Raw genomic sequence first — 24,232 nt, 5'->3', positions numbered from 1 at the left:
GCAACGCCGGCCCGCACTGTTTTTGCTTACAGCACGCTGCCGATCAGCAGGTAGCCGTTCAATCCCACCACCACCAGCACGATCAGCTTGCCCAGGTTTTGCACCAGCGGGCCGTTGACCATTTCCCCCATCAGCGCCCGATTGCCGGTGAAAGCCAGCAGCGGCACCAACGCCAGCGCAATGCCGAAGCTGAGCAGCACCTGACTCAGCACCAGAATGCGCGTCGCATCCATCCCCAACATGATGACGATAAACGACGGCAGCATGGTCACCGCGCGCCGCAGCCACAGCGGAATATGGAAACGCACGAACCCCTGCATCACCACCTGCCCCGCCAACGTGCCGACCACAGTAGAAGAGAGGCCGGCCGCCACCAGACTCAGGCCGAACACGGTGGCGGCGGCGTGCCCGAGCAGCGGTTGCAGCGTCAGGTAAGCCACGTCGAGATCGGCGATGCCGCTGTGGCCGCTGAAATGAAACGCGGCGGCGGCGGTGGCCATCATCGCCAGATTGACGAAACCGGCGATGGTCATAGCCACGGCGACGTCGACTTTGGTAGCGGCATAGCGTTCCGCCTTGTCGTGCTCGCCGCCGATTTGGGTGAGCGACGAATGCAGATAGATCACGTGCGGCATGATGGTGGCGCCCAATACCCCGGCAGCCAGGAATACCGCATCGCCGTTAGGCAAATCGGGCAGCGCCATGCCCTTCAGCAACGGCGCCAACTGCGGCTGGGAGAACGCCAGCTCGACGATGTAGGCGGCTGCGACGAACAACAACAGGCCGCCGATCACCAGCTCCAGCGGCTTTTGCCCGCGTTTTTGCAGCATCAGAATTAAAAAGGTGGCGATGCCGGTCAGCACTGCGCCCTGCAACAGAGAGACGCCGAGCAGCAGCTTGAAGCCGATCGCCGCGCCGATAAACTCGGCCAGATCGGTCGCCATGGCGATGATCTCCGCCTGTACCCAATAGGCCCACACCGCCGGCCGCGGAAAGCGATCGCGAATATGCTCGGCCAGATTTTTCCCGGTGGCGATGCCCAGCTTGGCGGACAACAGCTGGATCAGCATCGCCATCACGTTGGCCCAAACCACCACCCACAGCAGGCTGTAGCCGAATGAGGCGCCGGCCTGGATGTTGGTGGCGAAATTGCCGGGATCGATATAGCCGATAGCGGCGATGAAGGCGGGCCCCATGAGCGAGAGTTTGATTTTTCTGGCGGAGCGACCGGAGGTGGTTTCAACCACGCGACTGTTCAGCATATGTTGAACCCTTACTGAAATTACGTTTATCTCCACTCTATATAAATGATAATAATTATCAAGCGCATTTGGAGCGGTAAAACTTATCTCTGTAATAGCCAACATTAACGGTTTTATCGAAGGGTTCAGCGCGAAGCTTGCCGATTTCCGTGCTTTTGGGATGGGATTTTGGCTGCAATACCCCTGAAAGACAGGTTAGCACAAGAATACGAATTTCCTATTGCTGCTTTAACATCTTGATTTTTTATGCTTTTGCGCAACACTTTAGGAGAACTCCCACTATGATTTTCCATATTTGCAATAGAAGTCTCGTTTTTAAACGTAGCGTTACATAAAATGACAGCCGAAATTCAGCCTGCCTCAAATTTGGAGCAAACATGTCCCATATTGCGCACTTTGCGTTGGCGATAGTGGTGGTGGCGATCCTGGCCCTGTTGGTGTGCCGCGATCGTAAAAGCATCCGCATTCGCTATGTTATTCAACTACTGGTTATCGAAGTACTGCTGGCCTACTTTTTCCTGCATTCGGAAGCGGGTTTGGGCTTCGTAAAAGGATTCGCCGCGCTGTTTGACAAACTGCTCGGGTTTGCGGGACAAGGGACTGATTTCGTGTTCGGCGGCATGGGCGACAAAGGCCTGGCGTTCTTCTTCCTGAAGGTGCTGTGCCCAATCGTCTTCATTTCGGCGCTGATCGGTATTCTGCAGTACATCAAGGTGCTGCCGTTCATCATCCGCATTATCGGCACCGTGCTGTCGAAAGTGAACGGCATGGGCAAGCTGGAGTCGTTTAACGCCGTCAGCTCGCTGATCCTGGGGCAATCCGAAAACTTCATCGCCTACAAGGATATCCTGGGCAAGATGTCGGAAAAGCGCATGTACACCATGGCGGCGACCGCGATGTCTACGGTTTCCATGTCCATCGTCGGCGCCTATATGACCATGCTGGACGCCAAGTTCGTGGTGGCGGCGCTGGTATTGAACATGTTCAGCACCTTTATCGTGCTGTCGCTGGTCAACCCGTACGACACCAATAAAGAAGAAGAGCTGCACCTCGGCAACCTGCACGAAGGCCAGAGCTTCTTTGAAATGCTGGGTGAATACATCCTGGCGGGCTTCAAAGTAGCGATTATCGTCGCCGCGATGCTGATTGGCTTCATCGCCCTGATCGCCGCGCTCAACGGTGTATTCAGCGCCATTTTCGGCCTGAGCTTCCAGGAAATCCTCGGCTACTTCTTCTATCCATTCGCCTGGATCATGGGCATTCCTAAACACGAAGCCCTGCAGGTTGGCAGCATCATGGCGACCAAACTGGTTTCCAACGAATTCGTGGCCATGATGGAACTGCAGAAAGTCTCTGCCGAGCTGTCGCCGCGCAGCCTGGGGATCCTGTCGGTGTTCCTGGTGTCCTTCGCCAACTTCTCTTCCATCGGCATCGTGGCCGGTGCGATCAAGGGCCTGAACGAACACCAGGGCAATGTGGTGTCACGCTTTGGCCTGAAGCTGGTGTACGGCTCTACGCTGGTCAGCATCCTGTCCGCTTCCATCGCGGGTCTGGTGCTGGGCTAAGCCTCGAACCGGCCAGGATAACAAGGCGCCTGCGGGCGCCTTTTTTATTGGCTGGCCTTCGGCGAAGGTGGAATAATGCAAAGCAAAAAGCCGACCCTAAGGTCGGCTTTTTAAATGGTGGTGGAGCTAGACGGGATCGAACCGTCGACCTCTTGCATGCCATGCAAGCGCTCTCCCAGCTGAGCTATAGCCCCACAAAAGTGGTACGCGTTGACCGGCGTTACGGTATTCCCCAACCTCTCTGAGAAGAAGGTTGGTGGAGCTAGACGGGATCGAACCGTCGACCTCTTGCATGCCATGCAAGCGCTCTCCCAGCTGAGCTATAGCCCCGTTCCACAATCACTTTGTGCTGTGAACGGGGCGCATAATATGAAACCCGCTCAAAGCTGTCAACGGCTAAATTGAATTACTGAATCAAGCGTTGAAAAAGCCGCCAAATCAGCATCTTTGGCGCCAAAAAATCATCACTTTGCGCAGAGTTCATCCATTTTGCGCGCTACATCTCAAAATGGCGAAAGACCCTGCATATCACGTTGATTTTTAATTAACGGAATGTTAGCGAAATGCGCTTGAGTCGGACTCCCGAGCGGCATAGACTGCCCGCGCCATAAACTTCATTACTATAAACCGAGTCCGTCATGTCTTTGCATTCACCAAAAGAAATCGCCGCCCTCGCCGTTCAGGCCGGGGTAAACAAAAGCCGCGCCCCGCTCGCTAATCTGCTGATTCTGGGCTTTCTCGCCGGCGCCTTTATCGCCACCGGCTTCCTGCTGGATATTCACGTCATCGGCACCCTGCCGGCCGAATGGGGCTCTTTCGGCGCGCTGTTGGGCGCAGCGGTCTTTCCTATCGGCCTGATCCTGACCATTCTGGCCGGCGGCGAACTGTTGACCGGCAACATGATGACCTTGCCGATGGCCTGGTTTGCCCGTGAAATTCCCGCTATCGCCGTGCTGCGCAACTGGTTTTGGGTCACCCTGGCCAACCTGGCCGGCAGCGTGGCCGTCGCCTACTTTTTCGGCCACCTACTGGGCCTGACCGAAGGCGCGTTTTTGCATAAGACGCTGGCGATCGCGCAGGCCAAAGTGGATGCGGACTTCCTGCACGCCTTCATCTCCGGCGTCGGCTGCAACTGGCTGGTGTGCCTGGCGGTGTGGTTAGCCTTCGCCAGCAAGGATGTGCCGGGCAAAGTGATCGGCATGTGGTTCCCGGTCATGGCTTTTGTCGCCATCGGCTTCCAGCACGTGGTGGCGAACATGTTCATCATCCCGGCGGCCATCTTTGCCGGCGGCATGGGCTGGGAGCAGTACCTGCCTAATTTCGTCGCGGTATTTCTCGGCAATGCGCTGGGCGGCGCCGGCTTTGTCGGGCTAATGTATTTCCTCGCCTACCGTCCGGGTTTACCGGCCGGCGAGCAAGCCTGACAGCAAGCAATAAAAAAAGCCCCGGGATTGCTCCACGGGGCTTTTTCATTTATGGCGTATCAACCTAATCAGGCTTGCGCTTCGCGCTCGGCGATGTAAGCCAGCGCCATGTCGATGCGCTGCAGCGAACGCTTCTGGCCGATCGCATGCACGGTCACGTCCATGCCCGGCGACTGGCCGGCGCCGGTCACCGCGACGCGCAGCGGCATGCCGACTTTACCCATGCCGACACCCAGCTCATCCGCCGTGCCCTGAATGGCGTCATGCACATTTTCCGGCGTCCAGACGGTGATGGCGGCCAGCTTGGCGCGCACCGCTTCCAGCGGCTGACGCGCAACCGGGCGCAGGTGCTTCTTGGCGGCGTCAGCGTCAAACTCGCTGAAATCTGCGTAGAAGTAACGGCAAGACTCCGCCATCTCTTTCAGCGTTTTGCAACGCTCGCCCAGCAGCTTGACGATGTCTTTCAGTTCCGGGCCGTTGCGGGTTTCAATGCCCAGTTGCTCAACGTGCCATGCCAGATGCACCGCCACTTCTTCCGCCGGCATATGGTTGATGTAATGGTGGTTCAGCCACTGCAGCTTCTCGGTGTTGAACGCGCTGGCGGATTTGTTGATCGCTTCCAGCGTGAAGAACTCTTTCATCTCATCGATGGAGAAGATCTCCTGATCGCCGTGGGACCAGCCCAGACGCACCAGGTAGTTCAGCAGCGCCTGCGGCAGATAGCCGTCGTCGCGATACTGCATGACGCCCACCGCGCCGTGGCGCTTGGACAGTTTTTTACCGTCGTCGCCGAGGATCATCGACACGTGCGCGTATTCCGGCACCGGCGCGCCCAGCGCTTTGAGAATGTTGATCTGGCGCGGGGTGTTGTTGATGTGGTCTTCACCGCGGATCACATGGGTGATTTCCATGTCCCAGTCATCGACGACGACGCAGAAGTTATAGGTTGGCGAACCGTCGGTGCGGCGGATGATCAGATCGTCCAGCTCCTGGTTGCTGAATTCGATCGGGCCGCGAATTTTGTCGTCGAAGATCACCGAGCCTTCCTGCGGGTTACGGAAGCGCACCACGTGCGGCTCGTCGTCGGTGTGGCTGCACTGGCTGTCGCGGCAGTGGCCGTCGTAACGCGGCTTCTCGCCGTTTTCCATCTGCTTCTCGCGCAGCGCTTCCAGACGTTCCTTGGAGCAATAGCATTTATACGCCGTGCCCTGCTCCAGCATCTCGTCGATGACCGCGTTGTAGCGATCGAAACGCTTGGTCTGGAAATACGGGCCTTCATCCCAATCCAGGTTCAACCAGTTCATGCCATCCATAATTGCGTCGATCGCGTCCTGGGTAGAACGTTCCAGATCGGTATCTTCGATACGCAGAACGAACTCACCACCCGCATGGCGGCTGAACAACCAGGAATAAAGTGCGGTACGCGCGCCGCCGACGTGAAGATAGCCGGTCGGGCTCGGTGCAAAACGGGTTTTGATTTTCATTGGGTTCACTGCCTTATTACGCAACGCGTGTCGGCGGTTGCCGACGATTGCTCGGAATTGAAAAAAGAGTGGACGACATTGTATCACCACGCGCTAATTCCTCAACGCCGACACGATATTGCGCCAGTCGATTTAGCGCGTTTTGCGGCGAGTTTCGCATAGCATCGCGCAAAGAATCGGCGCCGCTGGCGATAATTATCGCGCCCTGCCTAAATTTGCGGCGAACGATTGAAATCATTTTAAAAAGCGTTGACTCACTTTGAACTATCCCTATAATGCGACTCCAACAAGACGGGGCGATTAGCTCAGTTGGTAGAGCATCTCCTTTACACGGAGGGGGTCGGCGGTTCGAGCCCGTCATCGCCCACCATCTTGTTGAGAAAAAATGAGAACGAATGAGGGTGATTAGCTCAGTTGGTAGAGCATCTCCTTTACACGGAGGGGGTCGGCGGTTCGAGCCCGTCATCACCCACCATCATTCGCTCGTTTAGCAGTGCCTGGAAGTCCTGAAGTGGGTGATTAGCTCAGTTGGTAGAGCATCTCCTTTACACGGAGGGGGTCGGCGGTTCGAGCCCGTCATCACCCACCACTTCTGCGGGTCGTTAGCTCAGTTGGTAGAGCAGTTGACTTTTAATCAATTGGTCGCAGGTTCGAATCCTGCACGACCCACCAATTCAGAAAAAAGCGCCTTTTGGCGCTTTTTTCGTTTCTGTAACATCCAAACCTGACCTCATCTGCTCGCTAACATGGTCACCGAGTCGTGCGGGTGAAATCCTGCGCTCAGGTTCAGCGATACGACAACGCGCAGCGTTGCCCGCAGGGTGAGGCCACAGGCCGAATCAATCCTGCACGACCCACCCATTCAGAAAAAAGCGCCTTTTGGCGCTTTTTTCGTTTCTGCCTCACTCACTGCCCCTATCTCCTTATTCTTTCTGTATTCACTACGCGCTGAGATACGAATGGTTATCATTTTGGCGACTTGAATGGTAAATTAGCGGGCATCCACCACGCAGCCAATCCGCCGCCGGATTGATACGCCTTAGTTCAAGGAAAGAAAGAGCCCGCTCATGACCCTATCCTTACGCCAGCTGTTCATTGCATTTATCGCCACTTCCAGCCTGCTGCTCAGTGGCTGCGGCCCGGACGACAAGAGCGACGGGCAGAAACCGTCCGCCCCCGCAACCGACAGCAGTTGGCCGCGCACCATCGACAGCGTCAAAGGGAAATTCACGCTGGAAAAACCGCCGCAGCGCATCGTGTCCACCAGCGTCACCATCACCGGCACGCTGCTGGCTATCGACGCCCCGGTGGTCGCCAGCGCCGCCACCAGCCCAAATCCCCTGGTGGCCGATAAACAAGGTTTCTTTACCCAATGGAGCGAGGTGGCCAAGCAGCGCCACGTCGAGCGGCTGTACCAGGTGGAGCCCAATGCCGAAGCCGTCGCCGCCGCCGCGCCGGATTTGATCGTCGTCGCCGCGACCGGCGGGGATTCGGCGTTGAAACTGTATGACCAGCTGTCCGCCATTGCGCCGACGCTGGTGCTCGATTATGGCGACAAAAGCTGGCAGCAGCTGGCCAGCGAGCTCGGCGAGATCACCGGTCATGAAGCCGGCGCCAAACAGGCGGAAGATCGTTTCGAACAGCGCGTGGAGCAAGTGAAGCAGGCGATCGCGCTGCCGCCGCAGCCCACCACTCCGCTGGTGTATGCCGACAACGGCCGCGAGGCCATGCTGTGGACGCCAGGTTCCGCCCAGGGCAAACTGCTGACCCAGCTCGGTTTCCAACTGGCCACCCCGCCGGAAAGCGCCAAAGGCAACACCAGCATGGGGAAACGCCATGACATCATCCAGATCTCCGGCGAAAAAATGGCCGAAGGCCTGAATGGCAAAACCCTGATCCTGTTCGCCACCAATGAGCGCAAAGTGCAAGAGGTGCTGACCAACCCGTTCCTCAAACATCTGGAGCCGGTGGAACAGCGGCACGTCTACGCCGTCGGCAACGACACCTTCCGCCTCGATTACTACAGCGCCACCAACATGCTGAACCAAATCGAACGGTTGTTCAAAAAGCCCTGAATCACGCCGTCGGCAGGCCAGACCCCTGCCGACGCTTTCCGCAAGCAGGGCAAGCATTCACATTCAATCAATTGAAATATCAATAGTTATTAACATCATCATTGCACCTGCGCCGCCAACCGGCGGGTGCATGCGGGCGTAAACTCGTGCTACTATAAGCGCCCGCATGAACGCAAATAACAATGAGAATAAAAATCATACAGGAGTTACCGGTGTGAACGTACCCACTCCGACTGAGCGGACGCTTTCGTCCGCACCGCACGCAGCTTACGCCAGTGGCTTCAAACGCATCGCCGGGTTCGGTATCGGTTTGGCGCTGTTGCTGCTGTGCATCATGGCCAGCCTGATGCTGGGTTCCAAAGCCATCCCCTTCCATACCGTCTGGCTCAGCCTGCAGGGCGCCGCGAGCGGTTCCGACAGCACCATCATTCTCAATGCCCGGGTACCCCGTACGCTGGCGGGCATCCTGGCCGGCATGGCACTCGGCGCCGCCGGCGCGCTGATTCAGGCGCTGACGCGCAACCCGCTGGCCGATCCCGGCGTGCTCGGCATCAACGCCGGCGCCAGCTTCGCCGTAGTCATCGGCATCATGTTTTTCGGCGCCGCCACCACTGAAAGCTATATGGCCTACGCCTTTGTCGGCGCGGCCCTCACCACCCTGCTGGTCTACCTGATCGGCACGCTGGCGGGCGGGCGCATCAACCCGGTGCGGCTGACGCTGGCCGGTGTGGCGATCGGCGCGGTGCTGCTCGGCATCACCACCGGGCTGTCGCTGATCGATCCGCAAACCTTTGACCAACTGCGCTTCTGGCAGGCCGGCACGCTGGATATCCGCACGCTGTCCACGCTGCCGGTCACCGCCCCCGCCATTTTGCTCGGCTGCCTGCTGACGCTGCTCATCGCCCGGCCGCTGAATACCATCGGCATGGGGGAAGATTTGGCTATCGCGCTCGGCGCGCGCGTGGTGCTGACTCAGATCGTCGCGGTGATCGCCATCACGCTGCTGTGCGGCGCGGCGACCGCCACCGTCGGTCCGATCAGCTTCATCGGCCTGATGGTGCCGCATATCGCCCGTTGGTGGGTCGGCCCCGACCAACGCTGGATCCTGCCCTATTCCATGCTGCTGGCGCCGATTTTACTGCTGTGCGCCGACGTGGTCGGCCGCTTGCTGGCGGCCGGTGAACTGCGGGTTTCCATCGTCGCCGCCTTTATCGGCGCGCCGGTACTGATCTGGCTGGTGCGCCGCAAGAAAACGCTGGGGGGCTTGTGATGAGTCTGCCGCACACGCTGCATATCGGCCGTCCGGACGGCGTCATCAACTGGCGCGTGCCGCTGCGCCTGCTGTTGGTCAACCTTTCGCTGCTGGCGTTATGCCTGGCGATGGCGGTTGCCGCGCTGTGCTACGGCACGCTGCAGCTCTCGCTGGAGCAAGTCTTTGCCGCGCTCAGCGGCGAGGCGCCGAAAAATCTGGTGACCGTGGTCACCCAATGGCGCTTGCCCCGCATCGCCATGGCGCTGCTGTTAGGTGCCGCGCTCGGCATGAGCGGCGCCATTTTCCAGTCGATTATCCGCAACCCGCTCGGCAGCCCGGACGTGATCGGCTTTAACATGGGGGCCTACACCGGCGCGCTGATCGCCATCACCCTGTTCAACGGCGGCTACTATTACATCGCCGGCGGCGCGCTGGCCGGCGGCATTCTCTCGGCGCTGGCCATCTATCTGCTGGCCTGGCGGCAAGGCATCGCCGGTTTCCGGTTGATCATCGTCGGCATCGCCATCAGCGCAGTGCTGGTTTCCACCAACACCTGGCTGATCATCACCGCCTCGCTTGAGCGCGCCATGGACGCCGCCATGTGGCAGGCCGGTTCGCTCAACGGCATGACCTGGCAAAAAGCCCAGCCCGCCACGGCGTTCATCGTGCTGGCGGCCGCGGCCGCGCTGCTGATGGGCAAACGGCTGCAGCTGCTGGAAATGGGCGACGACACGGCGCGCGCGCTGGGCGTCAACGCCGAAGGCAGCCGGCTGTGGCTGATGCTGTTTGGCGTTACCCTCACCGCCGCCGTCACCGCCACCGCTGGGCCGATTTCCTTTATCGCGCTGGCGGCGCCGCAGATCGCCCGTCGCCTGGCCGGACAATCCTCGGTCACCCTGACCTCCTCGGCGCTGATGGGCGCGGCGTTGCTGCTCGGCGCCGACGTGGTGTCCCAACATCTTTTCGCGCCGATCCAACTACCGGTCGGGGTCGTGACCGTCTGCATCGGCGGCCTGTACCTGATTTGGCTGCTCATCCGAGAGGCCCGCAGATAATGAAGAGTGATAATGCCATGAGCCACCGCCTGCACGCCTCGCACCTGAAGCTGGGCTACGACAATAAAATCATCGCTGACGATCTGAGCGTGGCGATCCCCGACGGCGCCTTCACGGTGATCGTCGGGCCGAACGCCTGCGGCAAATCGACGCTGTTGCGCGCCCTGTGCCGCCTGCTGAAACCCAGCGCCGGCGAGGTGATGCTGGACGGCAAGAACATCAGCAGCTTCGCCACCAAGGCGCTGGCGCGCGAGCTTGGCCTGCTGCCGCAAACTTCAATCGCGCCGGACAGCATCACCGTGGCGGATCTGGTGTCGCGCGGCCGCTATCCGCATCAGAGCCTGCTGAAACAGTGGACGCAGGCCGACAAACAGGCGGTGGAAGCCGCCATGGCGGCCACCAACGTCAGCCAATTAGCGGACCGCAGCGTCGACGAACTGTCCGGCGGGCAGCGTCAGCGCGTCTGGGTGGCGATGGCGCTGGCGCAGCAAACCCCGCTGCTGCTGCTGGATGAGCCGACCACCTACCTCGACATCGCGCACCAGATTGAGCTGCTGGATCTGTTCCGCCAGCTTAACCGCGAGCGCGGTCAAACCATGATCGCGGTGCTGCACGATCTCAACCACGCCTGCCGCTATGCCGATCACATCATCGCCATGCGCGACGGCAAGATCGTGGCAGAGGGGAAACCGGCGGAGATCATCACCGCCGAACTGGTGGAGCGAGTGTTCGGCATGCCGTGCATGATCATCGACGATCCGCTGTCCCACACGCCGCTGGTGATCCCGCGCGGCCGCTACCACTGCGACACGCCGCAGGCATGAAAAAGGCCGGGTTACCCCGGCCTTTTGGTTACTTCTCCAGCGACACCTGTTTGAAGATGTGTTTGCCGAACGGGTCTATCTCGTAGCCTTTCACTTCCTTGCGCACCGGTTCGAAGATGGTCGAGTGCGCGATCATCAGCGCCGGCATCTGATCGTGCATCATCACCTGCGCCTGCTGGTACATCGCCACCCGTTTGGCGTGATCGTTCTCTTCACGCGCCTGCAGGATCAGCTGGTCGAACGGTTTGTAGCACCATTTCGCCGAGTTGGAGCCGCCGAGCGAAGCGCAGGTGAACAGCGGGCCGAAAAAGTTGTCCGGATCGCCGTTGGCGGTGGTCCAGCCCATCAGCGCGGTCTGGTGCTCGCCGTTTTTAATCCGCTGTAAATACTCGCCCCACTCGAAGGTGACGATTTTGGCGCGCACGCCGATCTTGGCCCAGTCGGCCTGGATCATCTCCGCCATGCGCTTGGCGTTGGGGTTATAGGGCCGCTGCACCGGCATCGCCCACAGATCGATGTCGAAACCCTGCCCCAGCCCGGCCTCCTGCAACAGCTGCTTCGCCCGCTCCGGCGAATACGGGTAGTCTTCAAGCTGCGCGTTGCTGCCCCATTGGGTCGGCGGCAGCAGGTTCTTGGCCGGCTGACCGGCGCCGTGGAACACCGCGTCGATGATCGCCGGCTTGTTGACCGCCAGCGCCAACGCCTGGCGCACCTTAACGTTATCCAACGGTTTCTTCTGGGTGTTGAACGCCAGGAAACCGATATTCAAACCGGATTTTTCCATCACCTGAAGGTTGCCGTCCTGCCGCATGCGCGCCAGATCCGCCGGGTTGGGGAACGGCATCACCTGGCACTCGTTCTTTTGCAGCTTGGCGTAACGCACCGTCGCATCCGGCGTGATCGAAAACACCAGCCGGTCGATCTTCGGTTTGCCTTCCCAGTAACGATCGAACGCCTTGTAGAGGATTTTCGCATCCTTCTGGTACTGCACCAGTTGGAACGGCCCGGTGCCGATCGGATCGTTGTCCACCCGCTGCGGCGTGCCGGCCTTCAGCATCGCGTCGGCATATTCCGCCGATAATAGGGTGGCGAAGTACATGCCCAGATCGGCGACGAACGGCGCCTCGGCGCGGGAGAGCTCAAAGCGCACGGTGTGGTCATCCACCTTGACGATCCGGTCAATCAGCGTGCCGAACTCCATCGACTCGAAGTTGGTATAGGCGCCGTTGGAGACCTTGTGATACGGGTTGTTGGCGTCCTTCTGGCGCATAAACGAGAAGATGACGTCATCGGCGTTGAAATCGCGGGTGGGCGTAAAATATTTATTGCTCTGGAATGCCACGCCCTTGCGCAGATGGAAGGTATAGCGCTTGCCATCTTCGCTCACCTCCCAGCTTTCCGCCAGGCTGGGTTGCAGCTCGACGGTGCCGGGTTTGAAATCCACCAGCCGGTTGTAGATCGCCGCCGAACTGGCGTCTACCGTGGTGCCGGAGGTGAACAGCTGCGGGTTGAAGCCTTCCGGTGAACCTTCGGAACAGTAGACCAGCGTATTGGCCCGCGCGCCGCCGGTAATCGCCAACGCCAGCAGCCCGATCGTTATTGCTTTTCTTTTCATTGCGCTATCCCCAGTGGTGAAAAAACAGCCCAACGGATAGCAATAAATCATGCAGTTAGCGATGTAAAGGACAAATTCCGCGCATAAAAACGGGCAGGCGCGCAAGCGGCCTGCCCCGGTGAAACAGCGCGATGATGAAATTAAATCATCTGGCTGAAGTTCATCTGCGCCATCAGCTTATAGTTGTCGGCGTAGTCGACCGGAATGGCCACCACCACCGGTCCCTGGATCGCCATCGCCTTGCGCAGCATCGGCCGCAGGTCGTCCACCGACTGCACGGCGAAACCGACCGCGCCGCAGGATTCCGCATAGGTCTTGAAGTCAATCGGCCCAAACTCCACGCCGGATTTGCGCTGGTATTTGTTCACTTCCTGCATCTCCACCATGTTGTAGGCGTTATCGACCCAGATCACGTGCACGATGTTATTTTTCAACCGCACCGCGGTCTCCAGCTCCATGCTCGACTGCATGAAGCCGCCATCGCCGGAGATCGACACCACCTTATCGCCGGGGCGCACCAGCGCCGCGCCGATGGCCCACGGCAGCGCCACCCCCATGGTTTGCTGGCCGTTGGAGATCAACAGCTGGCGGGCGCGGAAGCTGTAAAGGTAACGGGCGATCCAGATGTGGAAGCTGCCCATGTCCACGCACAGCGTCACGTCGTCGCTGACGATGTCCTGCAGCTCCTTGACGATGCGCAGCGGATGGATCGGCATGCCGCCGCGGCGCGCGGCGCGTTCCGCCAGTTCTGTGCGCTGACGGCCGAGATCGGAGAGGATCAGCTCCACCTCCGGCGGCACGCAGACCGCCTCATTGAACGCTTCGGTCATCATGTTCAACGTGGCGCTGATGTTGCCCACCAGTTCGACATCCGGCCGATAGCAGGTGTCGATATCCGCCGGCAGCACGTCGATGTGCACCAGCTTCAGCCGCCCGTGGCTGTTCCACATGCAGGGATCGTATTCGATCGGATCATAGCCGACGCTCACCACCAGATCGGCCTTCTGCAACAGCTGATCGGCCGGCTGGTTGTTGAACAGGCCGACGCGGCCGGCGAAACGGGCGAAGTGGTTGACGTCGATCACCCCCGCCGCCTGATAGGTGCCGACCACCGGCATATGGGTGCGGTACAGCAGATGGCGCACCGCCTCGCTGTTCTCCGGCCGGCTGGCCTGCAAACCGAGCAGCAATACCGGGCATTTGGCCTGGCGAATCAGCTTCACCGCCGCCTGGATGTCGTCCGCCGCCGCGGCCCCCATGCGCGGCAAGCGGCAGCCGGCCAGCACCGGCGCGCTGACCGGTTCATTGACGATATCCATCGGCAGGCTGACGAATGATGCTCCCGGCCGGCCAAACTCGGCGCGGCGGAAGGCGTTGGCGATCACCTCGGAAATCGCCGAACCGGCATGCACTTCGGCGCAATACTTGGTCACTGGCCGGAACATGCTGACGGTATCCATGCTCTGGTGCGTCTGCTTCAGGCTGTCGGCGCGCTTCACCGCCCCGCCAAAGGCCACTACCGCGTCCCCCTCCGAGGTGGCGGTGGCCAGCCCGGTGATCAGGTTGGAGCTGCCCGGCCCGGAGGTGACCAGCGCCACCCCGGCCTTGCCGGTCAGGCGGCCGACCGCCGCCGCCATAAAGGCCGCGTTGGCCTCATGCCGCACCACCACCGTGTCGATCGATGGCGCATCCTCCAGCGAGTCGAACACCCGATCGATCTTGGCGCCCGGAATGCCGAAAACGTGTTTGACGCCCTGCGCTTCCAGGTTTTTCACCACCAAATCGGCGCCGCATTGCCAATCATTGCCTGTTTTTTCCTGTGCCATGGTTCCACCTCCTAAGAAAACGATCGCCGGGGTTAGCCCTCGGCGGAACGAATCGCGCGATCCAAATCCTCTGGGCAGAGGTTAGCGCGCAAGAAATCCGCATCATGCGGCAACTGAAGATTGAGACGGGTGATGACGCCGAACTGCAGGCGGCCATGATCGAGCTGGTAGTCCAGCACGTGGCCGCCGCCGCTGCGGTCGTCGGTAACGAAGTGTTCGTGATAGCCGGCCACGCCGATGCCCTGCATGTAATCCGGCGAGCGGAAACCGACCAGCGTGCCGCGCCGTTGATGAAACGAGAAGGTCGGCTGCTCTTCTATCGCTTCCAACATCGGGCGGTAGGGACGCTCCTGGCGCGGCACGGTGCGGGTTTCCACGTGACTGAACTCACCGTCGACCCGTACCGCGCAGAACAGGTTCGGCGAGGCGACCTGTTCGTCGATGCACTGATGCAGTTGCGCCTTGGTGATCGGCCGGTCGAACTGTTGGCTGATGCTGGGCTGGAAAAAGGTGACGACGGCGAAAGGGGTTTTCTGTTGCAAACCGGCTGGGCGGGCGCTGCCGTCGGCGCGCAGCTGGTGTATTTCCTGGTCGAAAGCGATCAGTTCGCCGTCCAGGTGATTGAAGGTGCCGAGGCCGAAATCGCCGTGTTTGAGCAACTCGGCAATGGTGGTTTCACCCTCGTAGACCCCGTCGATGAGCGCGCTCATCAGCGAGATTTGATAGATTTCGCCCTCCCCGGCGTTGATCGACTGCCTGGCAAAACCCTGCGCCAAATGGCGCGCACAGGAACACCCGTGTTTTTCGTTCATGACTCACTCCTCCACCAGCGCGGGATCGCGATTCCGCGCGTTCAAAAGACCCACCGACGGCGGGCCAAGATGCCCCCTAAGGCGCGTTCATCAGTTGGAACGATTCAGCCTGAGGCGACAAAAAAACCGGCACGGCTGGCCGGCCGATATCCAGAACCCACGGCATGATGTGTGAAAGTAAAGGCTCACTAATCATTAATGCTGAGTCGGATATCAAATTGAACGGTTAATCTGGTGTTGGAGCGACAATCAACTCCGCAGGCGGCTCATGCAGCCTGGGAAAAACATCTGTTATTTAGTGCTAAGCGCCGCGAGGTTTATGCGTTTTTTCTCTATACGGCCAGGATGCGGCGGCGTTGAAGCCCGCCGTCAACCCGCAGCCAGAGTAGCCGCAGCGCCGCCGACAGAGAAGCGGGTATTCATAAGAAACGCTTTTGCATATAATGCAAAAATGAATGACGCCCGTTATGTTGAACATCTGCCGATCTTTCTCGACGTGGCCCGCCTGGGCAGCTTTTCCGCCGCCGCTCGCCGGCTGGGCATGGTGCCCTCCTCGCTGGTGCGCCATATCGACGCATTGGAAAGCGCGCTCGGCGCCGCGCTGTTCGTCCGCTCCACCCGTGGGCTGCTGCTGACCGACGCCGGCGAGCTGCTGCTGACGCGCGCCGCCGCGCTGATGGCGGACATTACCGGTATTCACGCCGAGCTGAGCGCGTTAAACGAAACGCCGCAGGGCACGCTGCGCATCAGCTGCCTGCCGACCTTCGGCAAAACCTATGTGCTGCCGCTGCTGCCGACGCTGGCGGAACGCCATCCGCAGCTGTCTGTCGATCTCGATCTGACCGAACGCCAGACCGATCCGACCCAGGAACGGCTGGACGCCGCCCTCCGCATCGGCGAACAGAAGGACAGCGCGCTGTACGCCAGCCGTATCGCCACGCAACGCTGGGTGATGTGCGCCAGCCCCGCCTACGTCGCCCGCTATGGCCTGCCGAGCGATCTGGAAGCGTTGCCGCAGCATCGGCTGATCGCCCGCTACCACAAACAGCAGCCGGCCTGCTGGGCGCAGATCCTCGACGCGGCGCTGATGAGCCGCTGCACCATGGCGCTGCGCTGCGACGACTTCACCGCGCAGCGCCAAGCGGCGCTGCTCGGCCTCGGCATAGCCTTCCTGCCCAACTGGGTGGTGGGGCCGGACGTGCAGAATGGGCAACTGGTTCAGATGCTCGAAGATCCGCGCCATGAGCAGCAAGGCATCTATCTGCTGCGCCCGATGGCGAAGGTGTCCGCGCGGCTGGCGGCCTTCACCGCCCTGCTGCAGCAAACCCTCGGTCAGCCGCCCAGTTGGGGGTAAAGCGGTGTCACCCGGTTGTGCAGCGCCGGATTGTCGCTCTCGTCCTTCAGCTCGATGCCGCTCAGCCGCCGCTGGAACGCCTGCTCCAGCAGCCAGGCCAGACGGAACGCCGCCTGCGGGTAATCCAGCCCCTCCGGCCGCACGTTGGAGATGCAGTTACGCTCGGCGTCCGTTCTGCGCACGTTCGGTCCCCAGGTCAAATAGACGCCCAGGCTGTCCGGCGACGACAGCCCCGGCCGTTCGCCGATCAGCACCGCCACCGCCCGGGCCTGCAGGCATTCGCCGATCTCATCCCCCAGCGCCACCCGCGCCTGATGCGCCAGCACCACCGGCGTCACGCTCAATCCCAGCGTATCGAGATAAGGTCGCAGCGCCTGCAGCAGCGGCAGCGCCTGACGGTGCACCGCCTTGGAGGAGAGACCGTCCGCCACCGCCAGCAGCAGATCGACACGGCGCGATGGTGAGCCGAGCAGCAGGCTGCGGCTGTCCGGCGCCAATCGCCGCCCCAGATCCGGTCGGCGCAGGTAGGCGGCGCGGTCGGCGGCCTGGCTGTGCACCGTCAGCGTGGGCCAACCGGCCTCGTGCAAATCCGCCGCCAGCCGCTCGCTGTCGAAAGGCTGATGCACCGCGTCGCGCGCCTGGGCATGGGCCAGGCCGAAGCGCAGCAGCTCGTCGGTCGGCAGGCTGGCGCCGGTGCGCCCCAGCGCGATGCGCGCGTCGGTAAAGGCGCGCAGCGCGTTCCAACTGTTGACGTGAACCGGTTTGCTCATGTCCGTTCTCCCTGCAGCGCCAGCAACAACGGGTGATTGGCGGCGGCGTCGCGCAGCCGCCCGCGTTCGTCGGTGATGTTCATCGCCGCCAGCCAGGCGGCGAACTCCGGCGCATGCTTCAGCCCCAGCAGCTCGCGGATATAGAGCGCGTCATGGAACGAGGTGCTTTGGTAGTTGAGCATGATGTCGTCCGCGCCCGGCACGCCGATCAGGAACGTCAACCCGGCGGCGGCCAACAGCGTCAGCAGCGTGTCCATGTCGTCCTGATCGGCTTCGGCATGGTTGGTGTAGCAGACGTCGCAGCCCAGCGGCAGGCCGAGCAGCTTGCCGCAGAAGTGGTCCTCCAGCCCGGCGCGAATAATTTGCTTGCCGTCATACAGGTATTCGGGGCCGATAAACCCCACCACGGTGTTGATCAGCAGCGGTGAGAAATGGCGCGCCACCGCATAGGCGCGCGCCTCGCAGGTCTGCTGATCGACGCCGTGATGCGCGTTGGCCGACAGGCAACTGCCCTGCCCGGTTTCGAAGTACATCACGTTATCGCCCAATGTGCCGCGCCTAAGGCTCAGCGCCGCCTGCTGCGCCTCCGCCAGCAGCGCCAGGCTGATGCCGAAACCACGGTTGGCCGTCTCGGTGCCGGCGATCGACTGAAACACCAGATCCACCGGCGCGCCGCGCTCCATCAGCCGCAGCGTGTTGGTCACATGGGTCAGCACGCAGGATTGGGTGGGAATGGCGAAGCGCTGGATCACCTCGTCCAGCATATAGTTGAGCTTTTCCAGCAGCGGCAGGCTGTCGCTGGCCGGGTTGATGCCGACCACCGCGTCGCCGCTGCCGTACAGCAGACCGTCCAGCATGCTGGCGGCGATGCCCTGCAGGCTGTCGGTCGGGTGATTGGGCTGCAGCCGCACGCTGAGGTGGCCCGGCAGACCGATCGTGTTGCGAAAGCGCGTCACCACTCGGCATTTCTTCGCCACCAGGATCAGATCCTGATTGCGCATGATCTTGCTTACCGCCGCCGCCATCTCCGGCGTAATGCCGGCGGCCACCTGCGCCAGCATGGCGCTGTCCGCCTGCTCGCTCAGCAACCAGTCGCGAAAATCGCCGATCGTGAGGTGCGAGATGGGCTCAAAGGCGGCGGCGTCGTGGCTGTCGATGATCAGGCGCGTCACCTCGTCCTGTTCGTACGGCACCAGCGCCTGCTGCAGGAACGCCTTGAGCGGCACATCCGCCAGCGCGATGCGCGCCGCCATGCGCTCTTCGGCGCTTTCCGCCGCCACCTCCGCCAGATAATCGCCGGAACGCGCCGGCGAAGCTTTCGCCATCAGTTGACGCAGATCGCCAAAGCGATAGCCGCGTTGGCCCACCGTTGCCTGATACATAGCCCCCTCCCTTGCCCCGGGTGACGAGATAACAGCCCTGCACCAAGTGTAGTCAGTGAAGCAAGAAAATTAATTTGCCTGCTATCGCCGCCATCGCGCATCCCCCATTTCACCCGTTGCCGCTTCGGGTTACAGTAGCCGCGAAAACAGGAGGGGTGATGGATCCGCAACGTCAAATTATCAACTGGCTGCAACAGGATAACGCACGCATGGCCGCCCTGCGCACCGTGCGCCGGCTCGGCCTGAATGACTGGTGCCTCGGCGCCGGCTTTGTGCGCAATCTGGTGTGGGATCGGCGCCATGGCTATGTGGAGCCCACGCCGCTCAACGATATCGACGTGATCCACTTCGATGCGGAGCGTGCGGACGCTGAGCGCGATCGCATGCTGGAGGCGCGGCTGCAGCAGTGGCTGCCGCGGCCTTGGTCGGTCAAGAACCAGGCGCGGATGCACCTGCGCGGCGGCCGGGCGCCTTACCGCGACAGCGAAGAGGCCATCAGCTTCTGGACCGAAGTGGAAACGGCGATCGGCGCGCGCCTGAACGCCGACGACAGCATCACGCTGGTGGCCCCCTTCGGGCTCGCGGCGCTGTTCGACGACACCATTACCTTCAACGCGAAAAACGGCGATCGCGCAGCCTATGCCCAGCGCGTGGTCGACAAAGGCTGGCTGCTGCGCTGGCCGCGTCTGCGGCAGGTAAAGATTTAGCCGCCGCTGCCGATACCCTGAACAGCGAGATCCAGACTCAGGGAGAGCAACCATGTCGACCACCATCACCATGATCGTACCGATCAAGAATACCGTCCCCGGCGTCAGCAACGTCTTCAGCGCGCCGGGCCATCAGGGCGAATTGCTGATGGCCAAGCCGGTCAACAACCAGCCGCAAGGCGGCAAGATGGAGAAAAACGAACGCGCCAACGGCAATGATGAACCGGTTAATCTCAACGAAAGCCGCGCCTCGGCGCGCATCAAGGCGCTGAACCGGCAGATTCAGGCGCTGCAGCAAAAGCTGGTGGAACTGAAGGACTCCGACGCCGATCCTAAGGAAATCGAAAAGCAGAAACAGCTGATCGAAGCGCAGATCAAGATGTTGCAAGCCGAGATCGCGCGCATCCAGAAAGAAGAAATGGAAAAGCAGCAGCAGGAGCAAATGGAAAAAGCCGCGGCGCGAGCCGGCGACGGCGTAAACCGCCCAACGCCGCTCAACGCGGTGGACGTCTATATCTGAGTCAATATTCCGCGTTTTCCCGCCGGCGCTGTTGCAGCAGCGCCGCCTGCTGACGCGCCACCTGCCAGATGGCCTCCGCCGCCGGCGTCAGCGAGCGGTTCTTGCGCCGCACCAGCATCAGCGCGCGGTTAATTTCCGGCACCAGCCGCCGTACCCGAAGCCGCCCCCCTTCCGGCAGCGGCAGCGCCAACGCCGGGAAAATGCTGATGCCGATCCCCTCCGCCACCATCGGGAACAGCGTCGCCGGATGGCCGATTTCCTGCACCACCTGCGCTTCGACCCCCTGCTGCCTCAGCGCGCTGTCGATCAGCGGCCGGCTGCCCGACGCATAATCCTGCAGCACCAGACGGCAGCCGTTCAATGCCGACCAACGCACCGCCTGCTGCGCAGCAAACGGGTGATCGTCGCGGCACAGCAACAGGAACGGTTCATGCAGCACCGCTTCGCACTCCAGATCCACCGCTTGCACCGGATCGACCACGATGCCGAAATCCACCTCGGCGTTACGCACGCTGTGCAGCACCTGCTGCTGCGCCTGATCGCGCAGCATGATGCGGATCTCCGGGTATTGGCGCTCGCCGGCGGCGATGCACTGCGGCATCAGATGGGCGGAAATGGTCTGGCTCGTCGCCACCCGCACCGTGCCGCTGCGCTGTACGCCAAAGCTGCGCGCATCCAGCAAAGCAGCCTGCAGTTCGTCCAGCAACCGTTCAACCCGGTTGGCCAGCCGCAGGCCGGCGTCGGTCAACACCACTTCACGCGTGGTGCGATCCAGCAAACGCACGCCGACCTCCGCCTCCAGCTCTTTCACGCTGTGGCTGACCGCCGATTGCGTCAGGCCGATCGCCTCGCCGGCGCGGCTGAAGCTGCCGTGGCGGGCGACAACGACGAACACCCGCAGCTGTTTGAGTGAGTAATTCATGTGTTTTATTCATAGATGAATTAAATAAATCAATTTAATTATTATATCCCCGCGCGGGAGAATAGCCCCATCGATTTTCTACCCGAGCGCATCGCCATGAGATTCCTGCCCGATCGTTTTACCCTGACGCTGATCGCCACCGTGCTGCTGGCGTCGTTCCTGCCGGCGCGCGGCGAGTTCGTCGGCTGGCTCAACGCCCTGACCATCGCCGCCATCGCCTTGCTGTTCTTCATGCACGGCGCCAAGCTGTCGCGCGAGGCCATCCTGGCCGGCAGCAATAACTGGCGGCTGCATCTGTGGGTGATGTTCAGCACCTTCATCATTTTTCCGGCGCTGGGGATGCTGTTCGCCTGGTGGGCGCCGATCGACGTCAGCCCCGAGCTGTACGCCGGTTTCATCTATCTGTGCATCCTGCCCGCCACCGTGCAGTCAGCCATCGCCTTCACCTCGCTGGCGGGCGGCAACGTGGCGGCGGCGGTGTGCAGCGCCTCCGCCTCCAGCCTGCTGGGGATCTTCGTGTCGCCGCTGTTGGTCGGCCTGCTGATGAACGTGCACGGCGATACCGGCAGCCTGCGGCAGGTGGGCTCGATCGTGCTGCAGCTGCTGGTGCCGTTCGTCGCCGGCCACCTGCTGCGGCCGCTGATCGGCGGTTGGATCGAGCGCCATCGCCCGCTTATCGGCAAAACCGACCAGACCTCGATTCTGCTGGTGGTGTACGCCGCCTTCAGCGAGGCGGTGACGCACGGCATCTGGCATCAAGTAGGGATCGGTTCGCTGGCGTTTATCGTCGGCGGCAGCATCGTGCTGCTGGCGTTCGTGCTGGTGGTGAACACTTACATGGCGCGCTGGCTGGGGTTCAGCAAAGCGGACGAAATCACCATCGTGTTCTGCGGATCGAAGAAGAGCCTGGCGAACGGCATTCCGATGGCCAATATCCTGTTCCCGGCGGCGACGGTGGGGATCATGGTGCTGCCGCTGATGGTGTTTCATCAGGTGCAGTTGATGACCTGCGCAGTGCTGGCCAAAAGGTATCAACGCAAGCAGCAGACGCAGCAGGCGGTGCCCAACGCGCAGGCGTCGCGCGGGTAAAAAAAGACGGGCCGAGGCCCGTCAGATCAGCTTTTCTTCAGCGGCTTGACCAGGTGGTCAAGCCCTTCGATTTTAATCGCCAGCGTCATCTCCATCAGCATGCCGAGCTTGCCTTTGGGGAATTCGCCCTTACGGGCGAACCACAGCAGGTACTCTTCGGGCAGGTCGATCAGCACCCGCCCCTGGTACTTGCCGAACGGCATCACGGTGTTGGCGATCTCCAGCAGGTTTTCCTTTTCCATCAGTCACCCAGCAGGCGGATCATTTCCGCTTCGTCGATCACGGCGATACCCAGCTCCTGCGCCTTCGCCAGCTTGGAGCCGGCCGCTTCGCCGGCGATCACCAGATCGGTTTTCTTCGACACGCTGCCACTGACCTTGGCGCCCAGCGCCGTCAGGCGATCTTTGGCTTCGTCGCGCGACAGCTGGCTCAGCGAGCCGGTCAGCACCACGGTTTTGCCGGCGAACGGGCTGTCTATCTCTTCCGCTACCACCACCACGGGCGCCGGCCAGCGGATGCCGATCTCGGCGCCCACCAACTCGTTGATCACCTGCTGATTGAGCGCTTCATCGAGGAAATTGCGGGTGTGTTTGGCCACCACTTCGCCGACGTCCGGCACTTCTTTCAGCGCCTCGATATCGGCGGCGAACAGCTTCTCCAGCGAACCGAAATGCGCAGCCAGGTTGGCGGCGGTCGCTTCACCGACCTCGCGAATGCCGAGCGCATACAGAAAACGGGCGAAGGTGGTCTGCTTGGATTTCTCCAACGCGTTGACCAGATTCTGCGCCGATTTCGGCCCCATGCGATCCAGACCGGTCAGAATGCCGGCGGACAGGCGGAACAGATCGGCCGGGTTCTTCACGTACTCCTTGTCCACCAGCTGCTCGATGATCTTGTCACCCATGCCCTCGACGTCCAGCGCGCGACGGGAAACGAAGTGCTTCAACGCCTCTTTGCGCTGCGCGCCGCAGATCAGCCCGCCGGTGCAGCGCGCCACGGCTTCGCCTTCCACGCGCTCAACGTCGGAGCCGCACACCGGACAGTGCAGCGGGAACACCACTTCGCGCGCATCCTGCGGCCGACGGTCTTCCAGCACCCCCACCACCTGCGGGATCACGTCGCCGGCGCGGCGCACGATCACCGTATCGCCGATGCGCAGCCCCAACCGCTCAATTTCATCGGCGTTGTGCAAGGTCGCATTGCTGACGGTCACCCCGGCCACCAGCACCGGCTCAAGGCGGGCCACCGGCGTAATCGCGCCGGTGCGGCCAACCTGAAACTCCACTTCGCGCACCACGGTGATCTGCTCCTGCGCCGGGAATTTGAACGCCGTCGCCCAGCGCGGCGCACGCGCCACGAAGCCCAGCGTTTCCTGCAGATCGATATCGTCAATCTTGATCACTACGCCGTCGATGTCGAAACCGAGCTGTGCGCGGTCCTGCTCGACCTGGCGATAGAACGCCAGCACTTCCTCGCTGCCGGTGCGGCGCTGGGCGCGATCGCTGACCGGCAGGCCCCAGGCCTTGAACTGCATCAGGCGCTCAAAGTGGCTGCGCGGCAGCTCGCCGCCTTCCAGCAGGCCGACGCCGTAGCAGAAGAAGGTCAGCGGGCGTTTGGCGGTAATGCGCGGATCGAGCTGGCGCAGCGAGCCGGCGGCGGCGTTGCGCGGGTTGGCGAATACCTTGCCGTCTTTGCGCCGCGCCTCTTCGTTCATCTGTTCAAAACCGGCCTGCGGCATGAACACTTCGCCGCGCACTTCCAGCCGGCGCGGGATATTGTCGCCGGTCAGGCGCAACGGGATGGCGCGAATGGTGCGCACGTTGGTAGTGATGTTCTCGCCGGTGGTGCCGTCGCCGCGCGTCGCCGCGCGCACCAGTTCGCCGTCTTCATACAGCAGGCTGACCGCCAGGCCATCCAGCTTCAGTTCGCAGCAGAAGGTCAGCGGATCGCTGCTTTTGAGCCTGTCCTGCACGCGCTTGTAAAACGCCAGGAAGCTTTCTTCGTCGAATACGTTGTCCAGCGACAGCATCGGCACTTCGTGACGCACCTGGTCGAACGCCGCCAGCGGCGCCGCGCCCACACGCTGGGTCGGTGAATCGGCGGTGATCAGTTCCGGATGCGCGCTCTCCAGCTCGCGCAGTTCGCGCATCAGGCGGTCATATTCCGCATCCGGCACTTCCGGCGCATCCAGTACATGATACTGGTATTCATGATGGCGCAATGTGGCTCGTAGTTGATTGATTTGTTGGATTATCGATTCCATGGCTCACCATCAAAGATAAAAAACCCCCGGC

20 protein-coding genes, 6 tRNA genes and 1 other RNA gene are annotated in these 24,232 nt (G+C 61.5%); 15 read left to right on the top strand and 12 right to left on the bottom strand.

Translation table 11 applies throughout. The features are described from left to right. Positions 1-26: 26 nt before the first annotated feature. Positions 27-1,262 carry an Nramp family divalent metal transporter gene (locus ACJ8KE_RS00365; RefSeq protein WP_004936371.1) on the bottom strand — a complete coding sequence of 412 codons (1,236 nt, stop codon included), beginning with the start codon at positions 1,260-1,262 and terminating at the stop codon, positions 27-29. A gap of 377 nt (positions 1,263-1,639) precedes the next feature. Here ACJ8KE_RS00365 and ACJ8KE_RS00360 point away from each other — a divergent pair, with 377 nt between their 5' ends. Beyond that, positions 1,640-2,827: a NupC/NupG family nucleoside CNT transporter gene (locus tag ACJ8KE_RS00360; protein WP_004936373.1), complete on the top strand. Its 1,188-nt coding sequence runs from the start codon at positions 1,640-1,642 to the stop codon at positions 2,825-2,827. 118 nt (positions 2,828-2,945) lie between these two features. Here ACJ8KE_RS00360 and ACJ8KE_RS00355 read toward each other — a convergent pair. Both ACJ8KE_RS00355 and ACJ8KE_RS00350 read right to left on the bottom strand, forming a co-directional pair. Then, a tRNA-Ala gene (locus ACJ8KE_RS00355) sits at positions 2,946-3,021 on the bottom strand. A 60-nt stretch (positions 3,022-3,081) separates the two neighbouring features. Further along, positions 3,082-3,157, bottom strand: a tRNA-Ala gene (locus tag ACJ8KE_RS00350). A 308-nt stretch (positions 3,158-3,465) separates the two neighbouring features. On the opposite strand from ACJ8KE_RS00350, the gene ACJ8KE_RS00345 reads away from it, so the two are divergent. Next, the gene (locus tag ACJ8KE_RS00345) at positions 3,466-4,251 is read left to right on the top strand and encodes a formate/nitrite transporter family protein (protein WP_016926804.1); all 786 of its coding nucleotides are present in this window, start codon (positions 3,466-3,468) and stop codon (positions 4,249-4,251) included. 68 nt (positions 4,252-4,319) lie between these two features. Here ACJ8KE_RS00345 and gltX read toward each other — a convergent pair whose 3' ends face one another. Further along, the gene (gltX, locus tag ACJ8KE_RS00340) at positions 4,320-5,735 is read right to left on the bottom strand and encodes a glutamate--tRNA ligase (protein WP_016926803.1); all 1,416 of its coding nucleotides are present in this window, start codon (positions 5,733-5,735) and stop codon (positions 4,320-4,322) included. A gap of 294 nt (positions 5,736-6,029) precedes the next feature. Between gltX and ACJ8KE_RS00335 the strand changes: the two genes are divergently transcribed. The 9 genes from ACJ8KE_RS00335 to ACJ8KE_RS00295 all read left to right on the top strand — a co-directional run bounded on the left by ACJ8KE_RS00335 (position 6,030) and on the right by ACJ8KE_RS00295 (position 10,941). Further along, positions 6,030-6,105 (top strand) — tRNA-Val (locus tag ACJ8KE_RS00335). Positions 6,106-6,134: 29 nt separating this feature from the next. After that, positions 6,135-6,210, top strand: a tRNA-Val gene (locus tag ACJ8KE_RS00330). A 38-nt stretch (positions 6,211-6,248) separates the two neighbouring features. Then, positions 6,249-6,324: transfer RNA gene (locus ACJ8KE_RS00325), tRNA-Val, on the top strand. Positions 6,325-6,331: 7 nt separating this feature from the next. Then, positions 6,332-6,407: transfer RNA gene (locus tag ACJ8KE_RS00320), tRNA-Lys, on the top strand. A 74-nt stretch (positions 6,408-6,481) separates the two neighbouring features. Then, positions 6,482-6,595: non-coding RNA, RtT sRNA (locus ACJ8KE_RS00315), on the top strand. 207 nt (positions 6,596-6,802) lie between these two features. Next, complete coding sequence (fepB, locus tag ACJ8KE_RS00310; protein WP_033639716.1) at positions 6,803-7,810, top strand: Fe2+-enterobactin ABC transporter substrate-binding protein; 1,008 nt, start codon at positions 6,803-6,805, stop codon at positions 7,808-7,810. A gap of 214 nt (positions 7,811-8,024) precedes the next feature. Continuing rightward, positions 8,025-9,080, top strand: coding sequence for a Fe(3+)-siderophore ABC transporter permease (gene fepD, locus ACJ8KE_RS00305; RefSeq protein WP_016926801.1), 1,056 nt, complete (start codon positions 8,025-8,027; stop codon positions 9,078-9,080). Then, a complete protein-coding gene (gene fepG, locus ACJ8KE_RS00300; protein ID WP_016926800.1) occupies positions 9,080-10,117 on the top strand; it encodes an iron-enterobactin ABC transporter permease in 1,038 nt (345 codons plus the stop codon). Before fepD ends, fepG begins: the two co-directional genes overlap by 1 nt. A 17-nt stretch (positions 10,118-10,134) precedes the next feature. Further along, complete coding sequence (locus ACJ8KE_RS00295) at positions 10,135-10,941, top strand: ABC transporter ATP-binding protein (protein ID WP_016926799.1); 807 nt, start codon at positions 10,135-10,137, stop codon at positions 10,939-10,941. A gap of 28 nt (positions 10,942-10,969) precedes the next feature. On the opposite strand, the gene ACJ8KE_RS00290 is transcribed toward ACJ8KE_RS00295, so the two are convergent. From ACJ8KE_RS00290 to budA, 3 genes are all read right to left on the bottom strand, one after another. Continuing rightward, on the bottom strand, positions 10,970-12,556 hold the full coding sequence (locus tag ACJ8KE_RS00290; RefSeq protein ID WP_442517051.1) for an ABC transporter substrate-binding protein: 1,587 nt from the start codon (positions 12,554-12,556) through the stop codon (positions 10,970-10,972). 140 nt (positions 12,557-12,696) lie between these two features. Continuing rightward, on the bottom strand, positions 12,697-14,382 hold the full coding sequence (gene alsS / locus ACJ8KE_RS00285) for an acetolactate synthase AlsS (RefSeq protein WP_143778428.1): 1,686 nt from the start codon (positions 14,380-14,382) through the stop codon (positions 12,697-12,699). 32 nt (positions 14,383-14,414) lie between these two features. Further along, complete coding sequence (budA, locus tag ACJ8KE_RS00280; protein ID WP_004936416.1) at positions 14,415-15,194, bottom strand: acetolactate decarboxylase; 780 nt, start codon at positions 15,192-15,194, stop codon at positions 14,415-14,417. A gap of 451 nt (positions 15,195-15,645) precedes the next feature. On the opposite strand from budA, the gene ACJ8KE_RS00275 reads away from it, so the two are divergent. Next, positions 15,646-16,548 (top strand): LysR family transcriptional regulator, encoded by a 903-nt coding sequence (locus ACJ8KE_RS00275; protein WP_016926796.1) that lies wholly within the window; start codon positions 15,646-15,648, stop codon positions 16,546-16,548. On the opposite strand, the gene eutC is transcribed toward ACJ8KE_RS00275, so the two are convergent. Next, positions 16,527-17,318, bottom strand: coding sequence for an ethanolamine ammonia-lyase subunit EutC (gene eutC, locus ACJ8KE_RS00270; protein WP_110147244.1), 792 nt, complete (start codon positions 17,316-17,318; stop codon positions 16,527-16,529). The genes ACJ8KE_RS00275 and eutC overlap by 22 nt on opposite strands. Then, positions 17,315-18,700 carry an ethanolamine ammonia-lyase subunit EutB gene (locus tag ACJ8KE_RS00265; protein ID WP_240293658.1) on the bottom strand — a complete coding sequence of 462 codons (1,386 nt, stop codon included), beginning with the start codon at positions 18,698-18,700 and terminating at the stop codon, positions 17,315-17,317. The genes eutC and ACJ8KE_RS00265 overlap by 4 nt, the downstream gene beginning before the upstream one ends. Before the next feature lie 158 nt (positions 18,701-18,858). Here ACJ8KE_RS00265 and ACJ8KE_RS00260 point away from each other — a divergent pair, with 158 nt between their 5' ends. Together ACJ8KE_RS00260 and ACJ8KE_RS00255 are read left to right on the top strand one after the other, a co-directional pair. Continuing rightward, positions 18,859-19,407 carry a nucleotidyltransferase family protein gene (locus ACJ8KE_RS00260; protein ID WP_274872150.1) on the top strand — a complete coding sequence of 183 codons (549 nt, stop codon included), beginning with the start codon at positions 18,859-18,861 and terminating at the stop codon, positions 19,405-19,407. 52 nt (positions 19,408-19,459) lie between these two features. Continuing rightward, positions 19,460-19,927 (top strand): FlxA-like family protein, encoded by a 468-nt coding sequence (locus ACJ8KE_RS00255; RefSeq protein WP_016926792.1) that lies wholly within the window; start codon positions 19,460-19,462, stop codon positions 19,925-19,927. Position 19,928: 1 nt separating this feature from the next. On the opposite strand, the gene ACJ8KE_RS00250 is transcribed toward ACJ8KE_RS00255, so the two are convergent. Then, positions 19,929-20,849 carry a LysR family transcriptional regulator gene (locus ACJ8KE_RS00250; protein ID WP_016926791.1) on the bottom strand — a complete coding sequence of 307 codons (921 nt, stop codon included), beginning with the start codon at positions 20,847-20,849 and terminating at the stop codon, positions 19,929-19,931. A 96-nt stretch (positions 20,850-20,945) separates the two neighbouring features. Here ACJ8KE_RS00250 and ACJ8KE_RS00245 point away from each other — a divergent pair, with 96 nt between their 5' ends. After that, a complete protein-coding gene (locus ACJ8KE_RS00245; protein ID WP_193843000.1) occupies positions 20,946-21,938 on the top strand; it encodes a bile acid:sodium symporter family protein in 993 nt (330 codons plus the stop codon). Positions 21,939-21,964: 26 nt separating this feature from the next. On the opposite strand, the gene ACJ8KE_RS00240 is transcribed toward ACJ8KE_RS00245, so the two are convergent. Next, a complete protein-coding gene (locus ACJ8KE_RS00240; RefSeq protein ID WP_004936441.1) occupies positions 21,965-22,180 on the bottom strand; it encodes a DUF3820 family protein in 216 nt (71 codons plus the stop codon). Next, complete coding sequence (gene ligA, locus ACJ8KE_RS00235) at positions 22,180-24,201, bottom strand: NAD-dependent DNA ligase LigA (RefSeq protein WP_004936443.1); 2,022 nt, start codon at positions 24,199-24,201, stop codon at positions 22,180-22,182. The genes ACJ8KE_RS00240 and ligA overlap by 1 nt, the downstream gene beginning before the upstream one ends. Between the last annotated feature and the right edge of the window lie 31 nt (positions 24,202-24,232).

Source organism: Serratia sp. CY56464 (assembly GCF_052168435.1).
GTDB classification, from domain to species: domain Bacteria; phylum Pseudomonadota; class Gammaproteobacteria; order Enterobacterales; family Enterobacteriaceae; genus Serratia; species Serratia marcescens.
The sequence above is the reverse complement of the archived record's forward strand: the minus strand, read 5'-3'. Positions and strand labels throughout refer to the sequence as shown.